This window comes from Mesorhizobium sp. M0618, from assembly GCF_040320765.1.
GTDB lineage: Bacteria > Pseudomonadota > Alphaproteobacteria > Rhizobiales > Rhizobiaceae > Mesorhizobium.
The window spans coordinates 367995-383923 of record NZ_JAMYQH010000002.1 but is presented as its reverse complement, the minus strand read 5'-3'; the positions used below and the strand labels follow the sequence as shown (position 1 = coordinate 383923).

17 protein-coding genes are annotated in these 15929 nt (G+C 62.0%); 4 read left to right on the top strand and 13 right to left on the bottom strand.

What is annotated here, in order from left to right:
• Positions 1–25 precede the first annotated feature (25 nt).
• The 3 genes from NKJ04_RS03940 to NKJ04_RS03930 all read right to left on the bottom strand — a co-directional run bounded on the left by NKJ04_RS03940 (position 26) and on the right by NKJ04_RS03930 (position 2704).
• Complete coding sequence (locus tag NKJ04_RS03940; RefSeq protein ID WP_352673595.1) at positions 26–886, bottom strand: C40 family peptidase; 861 nt, start codon at positions 884–886, stop codon at positions 26–28.
• A gap of 30 nt (positions 887–916) precedes the next feature.
• Positions 917–1267: a MarR family winged helix-turn-helix transcriptional regulator gene (locus NKJ04_RS03935; protein ID WP_013533675.1), complete on the bottom strand. Its 351-nt coding sequence runs from the start codon at positions 1265–1267 to the stop codon at positions 917–919.
• A 72-nt stretch (positions 1268–1339) separates the two neighbouring features.
• Entirely contained in the window at positions 1340–2704 is a 1365-nt protein-coding gene (locus NKJ04_RS03930; protein ID WP_352673593.1) for a leucyl aminopeptidase family protein, read from the bottom strand.
• A 116-nt stretch (positions 2705–2820) separates the two neighbouring features.
• Between NKJ04_RS03930 and NKJ04_RS03925 the strand changes: the two genes are divergently transcribed.
• Positions 2821–3642 carry a tetratricopeptide repeat protein gene (locus NKJ04_RS03925; RefSeq protein WP_352673621.1) on the top strand — a complete coding sequence of 274 codons (822 nt, stop codon included), beginning with the start codon at positions 2821–2823 and terminating at the stop codon, positions 3640–3642.
• A gap of 83 nt (positions 3643–3725) precedes the next feature.
• Here the strand turns inward: NKJ04_RS03925 and NKJ04_RS03920 are convergent, their stop codons facing one another.
• The 9 genes from NKJ04_RS03920 to NKJ04_RS03880 form a co-directional block, all read right to left on the bottom strand.
• Positions 3726–4748: a type II secretion system F family protein gene (locus NKJ04_RS03920; RefSeq protein WP_352673592.1), complete on the bottom strand. Its 1023-nt coding sequence runs from the start codon at positions 4746–4748 to the stop codon at positions 3726–3728.
• Positions 4749–4757: 9 nt separating this feature from the next.
• Positions 4758–5771 carry a type II secretion system F family protein gene (locus NKJ04_RS03915; protein WP_128304345.1) on the bottom strand — a complete coding sequence of 338 codons (1014 nt, stop codon included), beginning with the start codon at positions 5769–5771 and terminating at the stop codon, positions 4758–4760.
• A 29-nt stretch (positions 5772–5800) separates the two neighbouring features.
• Positions 5801–7303 carry a TadA family conjugal transfer-associated ATPase gene (locus NKJ04_RS03910; RefSeq protein WP_352439645.1) on the bottom strand — a complete coding sequence of 501 codons (1503 nt, stop codon included), beginning with the start codon at positions 7301–7303 and terminating at the stop codon, positions 5801–5803.
• Between the two features lie 29 nt (positions 7304–7332).
• Positions 7333–8622, bottom strand: a complete 1290-nt coding sequence (locus tag NKJ04_RS03905; RefSeq protein WP_032909185.1) for a CpaE/TadZ family protein — start codon at positions 8620–8622, stop codon at positions 7333–7335.
• A 38-nt stretch (positions 8623–8660) separates the two neighbouring features.
• The gene (locus NKJ04_RS03900; protein ID WP_352673591.1) at positions 8661–9398 is read right to left on the bottom strand and encodes a CpaD family pilus assembly protein; all 738 of its coding nucleotides are present in this window, start codon (positions 9396–9398) and stop codon (positions 8661–8663) included.
• 14 nt (positions 9399–9412) lie between these two features.
• A complete protein-coding gene (locus NKJ04_RS03895) occupies positions 9413–10933 on the bottom strand; it encodes a type II and III secretion system protein family protein (RefSeq protein ID WP_352673590.1) in 1521 nt (506 codons plus the stop codon).
• Positions 10930–11742, bottom strand: a complete 813-nt coding sequence (gene cpaB, locus NKJ04_RS03890) for a Flp pilus assembly protein CpaB (RefSeq protein ID WP_352673589.1) — start codon at positions 11740–11742, stop codon at positions 10930–10932. Before cpaB ends, NKJ04_RS03895 begins: the two co-directional genes overlap by 4 nt.
• A gap of 213 nt (positions 11743–11955) precedes the next feature.
• Positions 11956–12474, bottom strand: a complete 519-nt coding sequence (locus tag NKJ04_RS03885) for an A24 family peptidase (protein ID WP_352673588.1) — start codon at positions 12472–12474, stop codon at positions 11956–11958.
• Between the two features lie 167 nt (positions 12475–12641).
• Positions 12642–12818 (bottom strand): Flp family type IVb pilin, encoded by a 177-nt coding sequence (locus NKJ04_RS03880; RefSeq protein ID WP_127327695.1) that lies wholly within the window; start codon positions 12816–12818, stop codon positions 12642–12644.
• 322 nt (positions 12819–13140) lie between these two features.
• On the opposite strand from NKJ04_RS03880, the gene NKJ04_RS03875 reads away from it, so the two are divergent.
• From NKJ04_RS03875 to NKJ04_RS03865, 3 genes are all read left to right on the top strand, one after another.
• A complete protein-coding gene (locus NKJ04_RS03875; protein ID WP_127295252.1) occupies positions 13141–13563 on the top strand; it encodes a pilus assembly protein N-terminal domain-containing protein in 423 nt (140 codons plus the stop codon).
• Between the two features lie 137 nt (positions 13564–13700).
• Positions 13701–14282, top strand: coding sequence for a TadE/TadG family type IV pilus assembly protein (locus tag NKJ04_RS03870; protein ID WP_352610746.1), 582 nt, complete (start codon positions 13701–13703; stop codon positions 14280–14282).
• A 38-nt stretch (positions 14283–14320) separates the two neighbouring features.
• Positions 14321–14938 carry a TadE/TadG family type IV pilus assembly protein gene (locus NKJ04_RS03865; protein ID WP_127295248.1) on the top strand — a complete coding sequence of 206 codons (618 nt, stop codon included), beginning with the start codon at positions 14321–14323 and terminating at the stop codon, positions 14936–14938.
• A gap of 30 nt (positions 14939–14968) precedes the next feature.
• On the opposite strand, the gene NKJ04_RS03860 is transcribed toward NKJ04_RS03865, so the two are convergent.
• Positions 14969–15898: a phosphate/phosphite/phosphonate ABC transporter substrate-binding protein gene (locus NKJ04_RS03860; protein WP_352673586.1), complete on the bottom strand. Its 930-nt coding sequence runs from the start codon at positions 15896–15898 to the stop codon at positions 14969–14971.
• Positions 15899–15929: the final 31 nt, after the last annotated feature.

Here is a 15929-nt window from a genome sequence, read left to right as displayed (position 1 = left end):
CGGAACAAAAGGGGATCGTTCTTCCCTAAGGCCGCCGAAACCCTGTCGGGCTGCCATAGAGATAGCCGATGCGCGCGACGGCGTCTTTCAGTCTCTCGTGCGACACCAGCATGGTGTGGCCGTTGGCGTGGATCATCGTGTCGGCATCGGTCATGACGGCGACATGGCCCTTCCAGAACACCAGATCGCCACGTCGCAACCCGGAGAAATCAGGTGCCGGTTCCAGCGGCTCGCCAAGTGTCGCCGCCTGCATATCGGAATCGCGCAGCACGTCTCTGCCGGCCATGCGCATCGCCAGTTGCACCAGCCCCGAACAGTCGATGCCGAAACCGGAAGTACCGCCCCAGAGATAAGGTGTTCCTAGAAACGCCTCGGCAACCGCGACATAGTCGGAGGCAGCTTCACTGAGCGGCCGCAGGTGACCTGCGATCAGCGCCTCGCCGGAAGGCAGGACCGCATAGTGCGTACCGCGCGTCTCGGCGGCCTCCGTCACTGTCACCGTCGATCCCATCGACAATTGTCCGGCGATCGGAAAGCGCAGATCCGGCCCGGGGTAAAGGAAGGTGCGCGGCACGCAGACGATGTGAGTGGCCGCGTGATCCCGGCCCCCGAGCATCGTGTCGGCGACATAGCCGACATAGCCGTCGCGTTCGGCCTGGACCCAGGCCCAGCCTTCAGCGACATCGAAGACCAGGACATCGTCGCCGAACAGCGCTTGCGTGTTGACGCCGGCATCAGGCCGCGGCGCCTTGCGCATATCGGCCACTGACGCGATGACCCGCGCCGGCCGGCCGGCGACGAAGCGGTCGGCGGCGACCTCGCCCTTCAGCCTTGCATCGGCGAGATCGGAGCGAAAAGCGTGAAGGCGGGCATCCCTGGCGGTCAAATCGAGCACTCTGTTGAAAAGGTAATTCGCTCACATCGGCAGTTCGAGCGCCTTGGCGATGATACCATCGCCGAAGCGCTCGACAAAGAGCGCGCCCTCGACCGTGCGCCTGATCAGAACATTGCGCTTGTCGAGTTCGTCGCGATGGCGCGAGACGAGTTTCAAAGCGCCCATCGTGTCAAGCGCGCGGGTGATCACCGGCTTGGTGACGTTGAGGCGCGCGGCGAGCCCGCGCACGGTGTGCGGTGGCGGGTCGAGATAGATGGTGAACAGGATCGCCGTCTGGCGCATGGTCAGATCGGGCGCGTCGTCGCGCACCTGCGACAGCATCACCTGCTGCCACAGTCGCAAGGCCTGGCTCGGGCGCATCGCAATCGACATCGCGCCAGCATGACGGCAAATTGTTTCGGTTCCGTTTCAGTCAAAGCGATTGCCGTCTCTCGCCTGCGACTGTCAGCCGTAGCGTTTCGCGATGATCCGCTCCAGCGCGCGGATGCCTTGTGCCTCACCGCCGGCGGGGCCATGCGGACGGTCAGCCGGGTTCCAGGCGAAGATGTCGAAATGCGCCCAGCCCGCGGTTTTTTCGACGAAGCGCTTGAGGAACAGCGCCGCCGTGATCGAGCCGGCGAAACCATCCGGGGTGACATTGTTGATGTCGGCGATCTTCGACGACAGTTTTGCATCGTAGGGCTGCCACAGCGGCATGCGCCACAGCGGATCCTCGGCCGCGACGGAAGCCGCCGCAAGGTCGGATGCCAGCGTTTCGTCGCCGGTGTAGAACGGCGGCAGATCGGGGCCGAGCGCGACACGGGCAGCGCCGGTCAGTGTCGCCATGTCGACCAGAAGCTGAGGCTCCTCCTCGTCGGCCAGCGCCAGCGCATCGGCCAGCACCAGCCGTCCCTCGGCATCCGTGTTGCCGATCTCGACATTGATGCCCTTGCGGCTCACCAGCACGTCGCCAGGCCGGAAGGCGTTGCCGGCAATCGAATTCTCAACTGCGGGAATGAGCACGCGCAGTCGCACATTCAGCCCGGCAGCCATGATCATCGAGGCGAGGCCAAGCACATTGGCGGCACCGCCCATGTCCTTTTTCATCAGCAGCATGCCGGACGATGGCTTGATGTCGAGACCGCCCGTATCGAAGCAGACGCCCTTGCCGACCAGCGTCACCTTCGGCGCCCCTTGCTGCCCCCACTGCATATCGATCAGGCGCGGCGCGCCGGCCGACGCACGGCCGACAGCATGGATCATCGGGAAATTCCGGTCGAGGAGATCGTCACCCTTGACCACCGAGACCTCGGCCTTGTGCTTGGCGGCCAGGGTCCGCACCGCCTGCTCCAAATCTTCCGGGCCCATGTCGCTGGTCGGCGTGTTGACCAGATCGCGTGTCAGGAAGACGCCATCGGCAATGCGGCGAACGCGCCCGGCATCGACGCCTGCCGGCAGGCCGAAGCGCAGCGCCCTGCCTGACTTCTTGCCGTAACGGGTGAAGACATAGCCGCCGAGCAGCAGCGCGATCGCCGCGAGATCCGGCTCGGCTGGCGTCGAGGCGAAATGCCAGTCGCCTTCCGGCAAGGCTTTCGACAGTGCGCCGAGGGCGAGCGCGCCTTCGCCATCGCCGACGCCGAACAAGGCGCCGCCGAGCGCCCCGTTTTCGCCGGGCACGACCAGCGTCCTGCCTGCCTCGCCGGAAAAGCCGTTGGCCCTGGCCCAGGCGACAGCGGCCGGCGCAAGGCCGGCCGCGTCCAGACCGTCCCTGGCGATCAGATGGACCGGCAGCGCGCCCGGCAATGTCTTCCCGACGAGTTCGACAGGCATGCGATGTTCTCCGTGTGAGTCGCCGTTCTTAACCGTCCGTTAGGGTTAACAGAATATTTCTGCGGGAGGGAAGACGGCCACGCAATGGCCGCGCATGAATGGAGGCTTAGGTGGCCATGCCGACCAACCGCAGGATGAATGCCAGGGGAAAACGGCTCATCACCACGGCTCTTGTGCTGGCGCTGACGGCGGGCGTCGCCGGTTGCGGAACCGACAAGCTCTCCACCGGCTCTATCGCACGCACCAGCGGCAAACCGCTGGAAAGCATGTCGGCCGGCGAACTGCACAATGCCACCGGCGCACTCGGCCAATCCTACGCGAAGAACCCCAACGACAAGCGGATCGCGACGAATTATGCGGCGGCATTGCAGATGGATGGCGACGCCGATCAGTCGCTGGCCGTGATGCGCAAGCTCGCCATCGCTTTGCCCAAGGATCGTGACGTGCTTGCCTCCTATGGCAAGGCGCTGGCCGCCAATGGCCAGTTCGAGGCGGCACTCGACGCCGTGCGCCGCGCTCAAACACCGGAATATCCCGACTGGAAGCTGGTGTCGGCCGAAGCGGCCATTCTCGACCAGACCGGCCAGAAGGACGATGCACGCCAGCTTTACCGCAAGGCGCTCGACCTCAAGCCGAACGAGCCTTCCGTGCTCTCCAATCTTGGCATGTCCTATGTGCTGGAAGGTGACCTGCACACTGCCGAAACCTATATGCGCTCGGCCGCGCAACAGCCGAATGCGGACAGCCGCGTCCGCCAGAACCTGGCACTGGTCGTCGGCCTGCAAGGCCGGTTCGACGAGGCCGAGAAGATCGCCTCGCAGGAGCTCTCGCCCGAACAGGCGCAGGCAAACGTCGCCTATCTCAGGCAGATGTTGGCCCAGCAGAATGCCTGGAGCCAGCTCAAGGACCAGGACAAGCCGAAATCCGCGACCAACTGAGACCACAATCCCGATGCCCAACGAAGAAGCCGCGCTGCATGCGCGGCTTCTTCGTTTGAGGGAATGCAGGAATTTGCTCGCCGCTACTGGGCGTTTGTTGCCGGCGTCGCATGATCGCCGAAGATACCGCGTTGGCTGACCTGAATGCCGGCGGGACCCAAAATGATGGCGAAGAGCACCGGCAGGAAAAACAGGATCATCGGCACGGTAAGTTTTGGCGGCAGGGCGGCCGCCTTCTTCTCGGCCGCATTCATGCGCATGTCGCGGCTTTCGGCGGCAAGCACGCGCAGTGCATGCGCCACCGGCGTGCCGTAACGCTCGGCCTGGACGAGCGCCTGCGACACCGACTTGACCGAATCCAGGCCGGTGCGGCTTGCCAGGTTCTCGTATGCCTGCTTGCGCTCCGGCAGATAGGAAAGCTCGGCGTTGGTGAGGATGAATTCTTCCGCCAGCGCCACCGATTGCGCACCGATCTCGTCGGCGACCTTGCGCAGTGCCGCTTCCACCGACATGCCCGATTCGACGCAGATCAGCATCAGATCGAGCCCATCCGGCCATGCCATCTGGATCGACTGCTTGCGCTTGGTGGCGCGGTTGTTGACGTAGATGACCGGTGCGTAGAAGCCGCCGTAAGCAACGAGGACGCAGACGAACAGCCTGATGACCAGTGGCTTGTCGGGCAGCCCTCCGAGCACGAAGATGTAGATTGCGGCCAGCGCGAAACCGACAAAAGGAAGCACGAGACGGAAGAAAAGGAACCGCGTCAGCGGATTCTGTCCACGAAAACCGGCCACCTTGAGTTTCTGCAATGTGCTCTCATCGGCGAGCGCGCGTCTCAGATCCAGCCGGTCGACAATGTTGCGCATGCCGATCGACTGTTCCTCGCGCAAGCCCTTGCGACGGCGGTCGGCCTCGACCGCAAGCCGGGCGCGCTGTTGCGCACGCAGTTCGTCGCGTTCCAGCGCAACGGATTTCATGCGTGACTTGAGCTGGTTTCCGCCAAACGCCGGCAGCAAGGTGAGGACGGTCGCAAACACCGCTATCGCGACCAGCATCGCGATCAGGAAGCTCGGATCCGTCAGGGTCTTGATGACTTGCTCGGTCATGCCAGCATCCTAGACTTCGAAGTTCATCATCTTGCGCATCACCAGGATGCCGATCGACATCCAGACCGCAGAGCAACCAAGGATCAGGTTTCCGACGCTGGTGTTGAACAGCGGCATCAGGTAGGCCGGGCTCGACAGGTAGACGAGAAAGGCGACGATGAAGGGCAGCGCACCGATGATCGCGGCGGACGCCTTCGCTTCCATCGACAGCGCCGCGACCTTGGCTTTCATCTTCTTGCGATCGCGAAGCACGCGCGAAAGATTGCCCAGCGCCTCGGAGAGATTGCCGCCGGCCTGCGATTGAATCTGGATAACGATGCCGAAGAAGCTTGCCTCGGTGCAAGGCATGGTTTCGGGCATGCGCAAGGTCGCGTCGGGGATAGAGAGGCCCATCTGCTGTGAATCGACGATGCGGCGAAACTCGGTCTTCACGGGTTCGGGCGATTCGTTGGCGATCAGGCGCACGGCGTCGTTCAGCGGCAGGCCGGATTTGACCGCACGCACGATGATGTCGAGCGCATTTGGAAATTCGTTGAGGAATGCCTTGACCCGGCGGGCGCGACGAAACGTGACGAACCAGCGCGGCAGGCCCAGCCCCCCGGCCAGCAGCACGCCCGGCAAGGCGATCAGCGGGGCTCCGGCCACAAAGGCGACCATCGTCAAAACGATGCCGCATATTGCGGAATATATATAGAAACGCTCGATGGTGGTCTTGAGGTCGGCCTGACGAAGCTGGGCTTTCAGCGGCGGTTTCTTGACGCGGCTGTCCTTGGTTTTCTGCTTGGCGTCGAGTTCGTTGAGAGAATCCTGAACCGATTTGCGCCGCTTGGTGGCTTCCGCCACGCGGTCGCGCGAGGCCTTGACCACGGAGCGATCCGTCTCGGCGGTCCTGATCGTTTCGAGCCGCTTGCCGACCTGTTTCTCGTTGCTGATCCGGGTGAACAGAAATGCATAAGCGACGGCGCCGGCGCTGAAGCCGGCGAGCACGACAAACGCCAGTACTGTGCCGTCAATTCCAAACATTGGCCCGAACCCTTACACCCCAGCACACGTCAGTCAGCGCGTTTCTCCATCGCCTCGAGCGCAATGGCGAGACGCTGCTCCTCGCCGTAATAACGTGCGCGCTCCCAGAAATGCGGACGGCCTATGCCGGTCGATACGTGCTCACCCAACAGCCGGCCGTTGGCGTCCTCACCCTTGATGTTGTAGAGGACGATATCCTGCGTGATGATGACGTCGCCTTCCATCCCGATCACCTCGGTGATGTGGGTGATGCGGCGCGATCCGTCGCGCAGGCGCGCCGCCTGGATGATCACGTCGATGGAGCCGACGACGATTTCGCGCACTGTCTTCTGCGGCAGCGAATAACCGCCCATGGCAATCATGGATTCTATGCGGTTCAGGCATTCGCGCGGGCTGTTCGAGTGGATCGTGCCCATCGAGCCGTCATGGCCGGTGTTCATCGCCTGCAGAAGATCGAACACTTCGGGTCCGCGCACTTCGCCGACGATGATGCGCTCGGGACGCATGCGGAGGCAGTTCTTGACCAGGTCGCGCATCGTCACCTCACCCTCGCCCTCCAAATTGGGCGGGCGGGTTTCGAGGCGTACCACATGCGGCTGCTGCAATTGCAGCTCGGCCGAGTCTTCGCAGGTGATGACGCGCTCCTCGCGGTCGATATAGTTGGTCAGGCAATTGAGCAGCGTGGTCTTGCCCGAACCGGTGCCGCCCGAGATCACGATGTTGCAGCGAACACGACTGATGATCTTGAGAACTTCGGCGCCCTGCGGCGAGATGGCGCCGAACTTGACCAGTTGATCGAGCGTCAGCTTGTCCTTCTTGAATTTACGGATGGTGAGCGTGGCACCGTCGATGGAGAGCGGCGGCGCGATGACGTTGACGCGGGAGCCGTCGGGAAGGCGCGCGTCGCAGATCGGGCTGGATTCGTCGACGCGGCGGCCAACCTGGCTGACGATGCGCTGGCAGATGTTGAGGAGCTGCTGGTTGTCACGAAAGCGGATGCCGGTCTGTTCGACCTTGCCGTTGACTTCGATGTAGACGTTCCTGGAGCCGTTGACCATGATGTCTGCGATGTCGTCGCGGGCGAGCAGCGGCTCGAGCGGCCCATAACCGAGCACGTCGTTGCAGATGTCCTCGAGCAGCTCTTCCTGCTCGGCGATCGTCATTGCGAAGTTCTTGATCGCGATGATGTCGTTGACGATATCGCGGATTTCCTCGCGCGCGCTTTCAGGATCAAGCTTGGAAAGCTGCGACAGATCGATGGTGTCGATGAGCGCGGAGAAGACCTGGCTCTTGGTATCGTAATAAGTTTCGCTCTTTTCGCGCTGTGCCCGCTTCGGCTCAGGCGCCAATGGCGGTGCCTCGACCGCACGGCGCGCCGGCGGCGCGACAGGCGCGCTTGGCGCCGCCGCGGGCCGGGTCAGAACCGCCGTGTCCATGGAACCTGCAGCCGGCGGCGCAACAGGCGCCGGTGCTGGCTGGCGAAATTCCGGCGTGAACCGGTTGCCGTCGTCGCTGCCTCTTTTACCAAACATGATCGACTACCGATTCCACTGCTGAAGCGTCACTTCTTGTTGCGCGAGAGCTTGCCGAGCAGGCTGCCGAGCCCGGCCTTCTTCTTGATCTTGATTTCGCTGCGCCCGGTCAGCACATGCGCCATTTCGTTGATCATCGCGACAACCGGGTTCTTGGCATCCATTTCGCCAAGCATGCGTCCGTTGTTGGCGGCATTGCCGAACAGCAACGGATCAAAAGCAATGACCGACATCGGCGACAGGCCGAGCGGCTCGGCGAAATCGGACGGCGAAATCTCCGGGCGCTTCGGCACGCCTGCCTGGTTGATGATCAGCTTGGGCGGCGGATCATTGGGACGAAGCCGCTTGAGCATATCGACGAGGTTCTTGGTGTTGCGCAGATTGGCAAGTTCCGGTGTCGCAGTGATGACGATCTCGTCGGCCTTGACCAGGGTGTTCTTGGTCCAGCCCGTCCAGGCATGGGGGACGTCTAGCACCAGAAGCGGCACGCTGCGCTGGGCGGTGTCGATGAGCTGAACGAAGGCCTCGGGATCGAAATCATAGACCCGTTCGAGCGTCGAAGGTGCTGCCAGCAGCGACAGATGCTCGGCGCACTGGGTCAGCAGCCGGTCAAGATAGACTTCATCGATGCGCTCCGGCGAAAACACCGCTTCGGCGATGCCTTGCGCCGGATCCTGGTCGAAATTCATGTTGGCGGTGCCGAAAGCCAGATCGAGATCAGCGACGACCACTTCGGATTTGAACAGGGAGGACATCGCCCAAGCCACATTGTGGGCGATCGTCGAAGAGCCGACACCGCCCTTGGCGCCGACGAAGGCGATCGAGCGGCCGAGCGGCTCGGCTTCCGGATCGATAAAAATCGACGACACCACGCTGACGATGTCGGCCATCGAGACCGGCGCGATCACATATTCGGAAATGCCGTTGCGGATGAGCTCGCGGTAGAGACCGACATCATTGTAGTGACCGATCACCACCACCTTCGACGTCGGATCGCAATATTCCGAAAGCTGGGCGAGTTGTTCCAGCAATTGCTTGGGCTCGCTGCGCGATTCCAGCAGGATCAGGTTGGGCGTCGGCGCCGATTGGTAGAATTCAATGGCAGTGGGGACGCCGCCCATATGCACCTTGAGATGCGCCTTTGTCATACGGCGGTCCTCGCCGGCGCGCTCGACCGGGTTGGCGACACCCTCGGTCTCGCAGAATGCCTGGATCGAGATGCGCGGGATCGGCCGCAACGCCTGCATCGCGGCGATGTCCTGCTGCGAGGTATCGCTGCCGTCCACCGGGGCGTCATAGGCAAGGTTGCTCATCGTCATGCTCTTTCCCGTGGCCTGTTCTATCCGAGACTGGCGGCTTAGTAGTCTACTTCCGAATTGCCCAGGAACTCATCCGAAATGCCTCTTGCACGGTAGACATCGATCACCGCGCCGCGATTTTCAGCATCGATTGTGGACGGCTTGCGCGGGCCGAGCAGATCGGCCGGGTTGGCCATCTGGGCGGCAAGATTGTTCTGATAGGAGCAGCCGAAGTCGGCATAGTGCTTATTCTCCGACGTATCGACGAGGTCGGCTGGCCAGCGTCCGCATTTGTCGGTCTGCGCCCTCACCGAAACATAAGCGACGCGGACCGGCGAGGATATCTCGCTCGAGGCGGCCTGGTAAGAGGTGACGACAAGCCGGTTGCGCTTGACGCCGCTGGCGATCGCGAGCCGGGCGAAATCACGGGCCGCCGCGGTCGCGGCGACCTCATTGGCCGATCCGCTCGGGACCTGGATCGTCAGCGTCGGGGCGGCACTTCTGTCATAGCCATCGAGGAAGCCAAGAAGTGTATCGCGCTGAGAGCCGGTCATGCCGCGGTCACCGGCACCAACCGGGAGGTCGATCTTTTGATTCTTCTCGGCGATCACGATCGGATGGTTGGTGCGGTAATCGTCCGGAATGGCGCCGACCGTGATGCTGTCGCGCTGGGCGCAGCCGGCCAGCAGAGCCGCCACCGCAACCGCCAGGACAGGAACGGCTCCCCGGCAGACCCGCGAGCGGCCAAAGCGCATCGCTGCCGCGATGGTGCTTGCCTTCAATGCTGACTGAGACATGTCCGCTTCCCCGCTCACTTGTAGATGAAGCCGACAACGCCGTGGTAGCGGCCGTTGGGCTTGTCTGTCTGCATGGTGCCGTAGACACGATTGACGCGGCCAAGGAACATGCCAGCGCCATCGCTGGCGGCGTTGAAATTGTCATCCGGCTTGGCAAGGTCGTTGCGTGCTACCGGCTTCACCAGATAGGGCGTGATGATGATCACGAGCTCGGTCTCGTTGCGCACGAAGTCCCTGCTGCGGAAGAGCGCGCCGAGCACCGGTATCTTTGTCAGTCCGGGCAACCCATTGACGGCTTGCCTGACATCGTCGCGAACCAGGCCGGCGATCATCATGGAGCCGCCTGAGGGCAGTTCCACCGTCGTATCGGCAAGACGCTTGCGCAGCGACAGGGCATTCATTCCGGGACTGGTCACGCCCGAGGAGAGCGATACGGATCCCTCGGTTGTCGGCTCGGAAACCGACGTCCTGACCTTCAGGCTTATGCGGCCGGGAGACAACACCACCGGCTGGAATTCCAGGCCGATGCCGTACTCGATCTTGTCGAGGGTGTAGGTTTTCAGGCCAGTCTGGTTGTCGGAGGATACGTTCTGGGAGACGCTGCTCACCATATTGTATTCACCGCCGACCTTGAAGGTCGCCTTCTCGCCTGATACGGCGGTCAGGGTCGGCTCGGCCAAGGTCTTCATGACCCCGGACTGCTCCATGGCGTTGATATAGGCCTGCAGCCCCGACGCGCCGATCTGGAAGCCCGAATTCGACAGCTGCTTGCCAAGGCCGGTGAAGTTGTCGCTGATCGAGCCGTAGCTGATGCCGTTGCTGCCACCGCTGCCGACCATGTTGACGCCAAGTTGCTTCATCACCGAACGGCTGACTTCGGCGACCGTGACCTTCAGCGTGACCTGGTCGTCGCCAATGATCTGCAGCAGGTTGACGATCTTGCTGGTGCGGCGCTCCTGGTCCGGGTTGTTGATGTCGACACCGCTCTGGGCCGAACCGCCGGCCGCCGTCTGCGAATATTGTCCCGTCGTCGCTTCACCACCCGAAACGAAGATCGTCGCCAGGTCGACCGCGCGTTTTGCGTCCAGCGGCGTGTCGACCGTTCCGGTCAGGACGACGTTGTCGTTGAGCAGTTCCACCTTGATGGTCGACGTCGGCAGGAAGCGCCTGATATAATCCTCAAGGCCGGCAACATCGCGTTCGACAGCCAGGTCCAGGCTGACGATCTGCTCGCCATTCGGGCCGAAGACAAAAATGTTCGTCTCGCCGACCGCCTTGCCGAACAGATAGATGCGCCTTGCGGTGCGGGTCACCGCATCGGCAACCGCCGGGTTGGCGACGAGAATGTCGTAGGCATCGCTCGGCAGGTCGATGACCACCGACTTGTTGAGGCCGAGCTTGACGCGCTGGGTGGCCGTCGATGCCGTGACCTGCGCGTTCTTTGCCTCGACGACGCTGCCTTGCACGTTCGTTCCGACGAGCAGCAGGCCGAACGCCGCGGCTACGATTGCCGGCAGTTTACCGCTTAGCCTCATTTCCTTGCTCCCACTTCGGAAACTTCGCCCGACTTGATCAACCTCACCGTTCCCCTGCGGCCATTGCCGGAAACGAGATAGTCGGCCTCACCCAGATTCTTTTCCTGCGTGTCCGCGACTGCCCGCAGCGCCAGGGTCAGGCGATCCGCCATCTGCTGGGCGACGGTGATGATCTCCGCCTGCTTGGGCGTCAGTTCCAGCGTTGCAGTCTGGCCTACCCTGGTCTTCTTGCCTTCCTCGTCCTCCTGAATGGTCTGGTCGATGGCCAGGACGCGGATGTTCTTGAGGATGGTCTCGGTGTTGAAGCCGGCGGCGCCGCTGGTGGCATCGGCCCTGCGGGTCATGATGACGTCGACGAAATCGTTGGGAAGAATGAAGCCGCCGGCCGACGTGTCGGCCGAGATGGCCGTGGCGACCGCCCGCATGCCGGAAGGCAGGATCGACGACATGAAGCTCTGCCCCTCGCCGATCAGCTTGGAGCGCCGCAGGGGTTCTCCGGCATACATCGCCACACGGGCGACGGAGCTCTTCAGCTTGTCCAGCGCCTCGGGCTCGGCGGTGCGGGTGATAAAATTCGCGTTGACGCCGTCGGCGGGCCAGGATTGCCAGGCGATGTTGTTTTGGATCGGGCCGCCCATCGGAACGTCGCCTGAAAGCACAAGCACATCCTGGAGTGCCACCGCCGGGGCCTGGGGGCCGGAATCGACGACGATCTGGGGCGGCGGTGCCACCATGTTCTTCGCGACATAGCCAGCGCCACCCGCCGCGGCCACCGCCACGCTCAGAATTATCAATCGCGATGCTGGCATCTGTCCGAACCCTTGCCCTGGCAAACCACGTCGCCAAGCCGGACTTTGCAGCGTCAATCGTCAAAACAAGGTTAATGTAACGCTTACGATCGTGATTAATTTAAGGTTTACATAAATTAGCCGGAATGTGGCCTGACCGGCCAAAACAGCCGGGTCGGCCCTGTTGAGAACGGGGTTTCGGCAATGCTGACAGACAACAAAATAAGATCGCGCTCAGGCCGCCAGTCTGGCAAGCGCCCATACCATCAAAGGCGAATCCGGATAGGTCAGCAACCCGCCAAGGCCAAGCGCGACGCCGTAGGGAACACCTTTTGCTTCGTCGGCGAAATGGCGCAGAAACGGATTTTGGCCGGTAACGGCCGCAAGCAGCGACTTCCGGTAGAGGATGATGGCGAGCGTCAGCAGGCCGCCGATGATTGTCGAGGCGACAAAATATTCGACGAGATTGATATTGAGGCCCATCCACATCGCGGTGGCGGCCAGAAGCTTGGCGTCGCCGCCGCCCATGCCGCCCATTGCAAACAGGCCGAACGTCACGGCCAGGACCAGGGCGCCGGCGGCGAAATGTGCGCCATAGGCCGCCCAATCCATGCCTGTCAGAGGCGCGACCAGCGCGAAAACGACGACGAGCAGCGCCGGCACGCGGTTGGCGATCGTCATCGACAGCATGTCAGAGATCGCAGCAAACAGCATGCAGAACGGAAACACGACGAAGATCAGGGCTTCAAGCATCGGGCGCCATGCCTATTGTCCGATTTCACGGGACTCAATCTAAGTATGTTCGATTAACGATTGATGAGGCCTGAAACGAAAAGACGATTGATATTGCAGCGGTATAGAAAAAGGGCCGCCACCTGGCAGCCCTTTTCAGTAACCCAGATGCTCGGCGACTAGGCCGATCAGTTGCCAGCGCCGTTCAACGTGGATCCGATGTTGGTGAACTTGGCATTGAGCGCAGTACCGAGCTGGCCCGCGCCAGTGATGATGGCGAGCGCGATGAGAGCGGCGATCAGACCATATTCGATAGCGGTCGCGCCGGATTCGTCCTTCACAAAACGTGCGATGAGATTAGACATTCGAGAGCTCCTACTCCACGTGTTACAGCACTTCCGTCAACTTCTGTGATGGTTGATCGGATGCTGCCAATCTAGGGAGAAGCTCTTTCGATCGGCTTAAGAAACAGCCTTACCGATTCCTTTCCCGGTTCGAACATATTGCGTGGTTAACTTCGGGCTAAAGTACCGCCGCGCCTTCCAGTCCCAGGCTTGACCCGACCGGACCGCGCCTCGCGGGCGCCCTTGTCGGCCATTGCACGATTGGCAACATCGCATGCTTAACCGTTGGTTCACCAATCTCGTTCATGCTCTGTTGATCAGTCCGCCTGCGTGGAGCGCCTCAATGGCCCAGCCGAGATCGTCAATCCTGATTGCCGCGCTTTTTGCCGTCTTGAGCTTCGTCGCGCCCGCCATGGCCGGCGCCGGCATCGAGGTGACGATGAACCAGGCCAAGATCGTCAAACTGTCGCGTCCCGCCGACACCATCGTGGTCGGCAACCCGGCAATCGCCGACGCTTCGGTGCAGGACGCTTCAACGATCGTGCTCACCGGCAAAGGCTTCGGGGTCACCAATCTGGTCGTGCTCGATACGGACGGCAGCCCCATCGTCGACGAGCAGGTTACCGTGGTGCGGCAAGCCGCCTCGTCCGTGCGCATCTATCGGCGCGCCGAAATCCAGACGATGTCGTGCACACCCTATTGCGAAAGCTCGTACAAGAGCGAAGCGGAGAAGTCTTCGGAAGCGGAGATGAGCGTCAGCCGATAGGTGGCGTTGCCGACTGCCGTTCCGGTTATTGTCTGGTTAAGAGGCCTGCGCCGACTTTAACGATCATCCAAACCGGACCTCAATCGGTTTGCGCTAATGCTCCTTCCGAGACCGCATAGAGATCGGCAGGATCGGACATGAGCAAGGAATTCGGTCGCGCAGGCGACCACAAAGTGAGACGCCCAAGGTTTTTCGCCCGCTTCCTTCGTGACCGGCGCGGCGCCACGGCAATCGAATTCGCGATCCTTTCAGTCCCCTTCGCGCTGCTTGTCTTTGCCATTCTGGAAAGCTGCATCTCGTTTGCCGGCCAGGAGGTGATGGCCAACGTCACCGACGATGTCGCGCGCAAGCTGCGCACCGGCCAGTTGAGAGCGGCTGACGTTGCCGGAACCAATTTGCGGGACATGATCTGCACGAAACTGCAGATCATCGTCTCCCAGGATTGTCCCAATCAACTGCTGGTGGATCTTCGCCAATATACGTCGTTCGCCGATGCGGCCACGGCAGGCTTCAAGATCCAGAACGGCGACGTCGTACTGACGAAAGGCACCGCAACCCAATCGTTCTCAGTGACAGCGGGTGCGGCGGAGTCGAGGAACATGCTTCGGGTCTTCTACAAGTGGCCTGTTATGACCGATCTGCTGGCGCAGTCGATGGGCGGCAACAAGACCCTGCATTTCGCATCGGTGACCTGGCAGAACGAGCCGTTCGACAACTGAGCGGAATGCACGAGCAGTATAAGAAAAGGGCAATGGGCATGATGCGTGCGGGGGCACATCTTATGATTACGGGAGTTTGGCGGAAAGCAAGTCGATTCTGGTCCGATCGGCGCGGCATCGCGGCGGTCGAATTTGCTTTGATCATGCCAATTCTGCTGATCATGTATTTCCTCACAATGGAAGCGTCGCAAGCCATCGAGACCAGCAAAAAGGTCAGTCGTATCGGCAGCATGGTGGCCGATCTCGTCACCCAACAGACAAGCGTCCTCAAGGCGGATGTCGACGCCATCATGCAGATCGGCAGCGTCACCCTTCAGCCCTACAACCGCTCGCCCCCTAGCATCACCATCACGGCGATACAGGTTACGCCCGATGCGACGAGGGCACTGGTGGTTTGGTCACGCAAATTGGTCGCCGGCGTCGCCAGCCGTGGCGCCGGCGCCACCACCGAGACAACGATCCCGACGTCGCTCAGAGTCGCCAACACGTTTCTCATTCGCGTCGAAAGCAACCTCGGCTATACGCCGGTCATCGCGTGGAGCGCGAGCAGTCAACAGAAGCTTGGACTGACCTCGGCTTTCAGCAACATAACCATGGGCGAAACCTATTATCTGCGCCCCCGCAGAAGCGTGACGATCCCTTGCAGCGACTGTTGAACAGAACCAGCTAGACCCTCCGCAGGGCCGCTACTGCTGCGGCTCACGGTCCGAAACGAAGCGCACGATAGCAGCGGCCATCTCGTAATCTTTTGGCGCCACGCGAGCGAAGCCGCCGGAATGTCCCGATTCCAGGAGGGCGTAGATATCGGGTGTCGTCGACTTGAGGTTGGTGAGGAACACGGCAAGTCGACGCTTGGCTTCCGGGTCGAGATCGCTGCGGACCGCGTGCGGGCCGTATCTCAGCAGACCCGACGTCCACACGACACGAAGCGCCGTCACCGAGAGCCCTGCCGCCTCCAACCTGGCCTGCGTGCCCGACGGTTCTCGCGGGCCGTCGGCAGCGGCCGTCACCCAGCCAAACAGGCCATCAGCCTTGCCGTCGACCAGCATCGTCTCGGCCGCCGCGGCCGAATCGGCACGGGCCAGAAACGGTGCATCTTCCGCGATCTTGCGGCCTTCAGCGGCCAACGCCGCCAATGGCAGGAGAGAACCGCCGACGCTGTCCGAAGGCGCCATGGCGATACGATGGCGGTCCATCGCCGCAAGGTCGGGCAGCTTGCCGTCCCGCGTCAGCAGAACGGAGCGGATGCCGATCGCGCCGTCTGAATCGACCGGAGCGACAAGCGGTTCGATACATAAGCAGCGCTGCGAGGCCGTTGCATAGGCGGTGGCCGAATAGATCGCATATTCGATGCGGGAATCGGCCTGCGCCTCGATCAGCGCGGCATAATTGCGGGCAACGACAAACTCGACCTTCATGCCCAAGGCCTTGGTGTAGGCGTCGGTCAACAGTGCCAGGCCCGGAACGGCGTTGCCGGCGCCTGGCTCGGCAACGATGCCTATGCGAAACGTGCCGATATCATCGCGCCAGTCGGCATGCGCCGGGTTGGACCAGAGCCCGACGAGCGCGCCCAGCCCCAGCAACAGAGCGGCATATGTCTTTAACGCAACCCTCATGACAGAACCGCCGTCTGTTTTCCTGGATCGA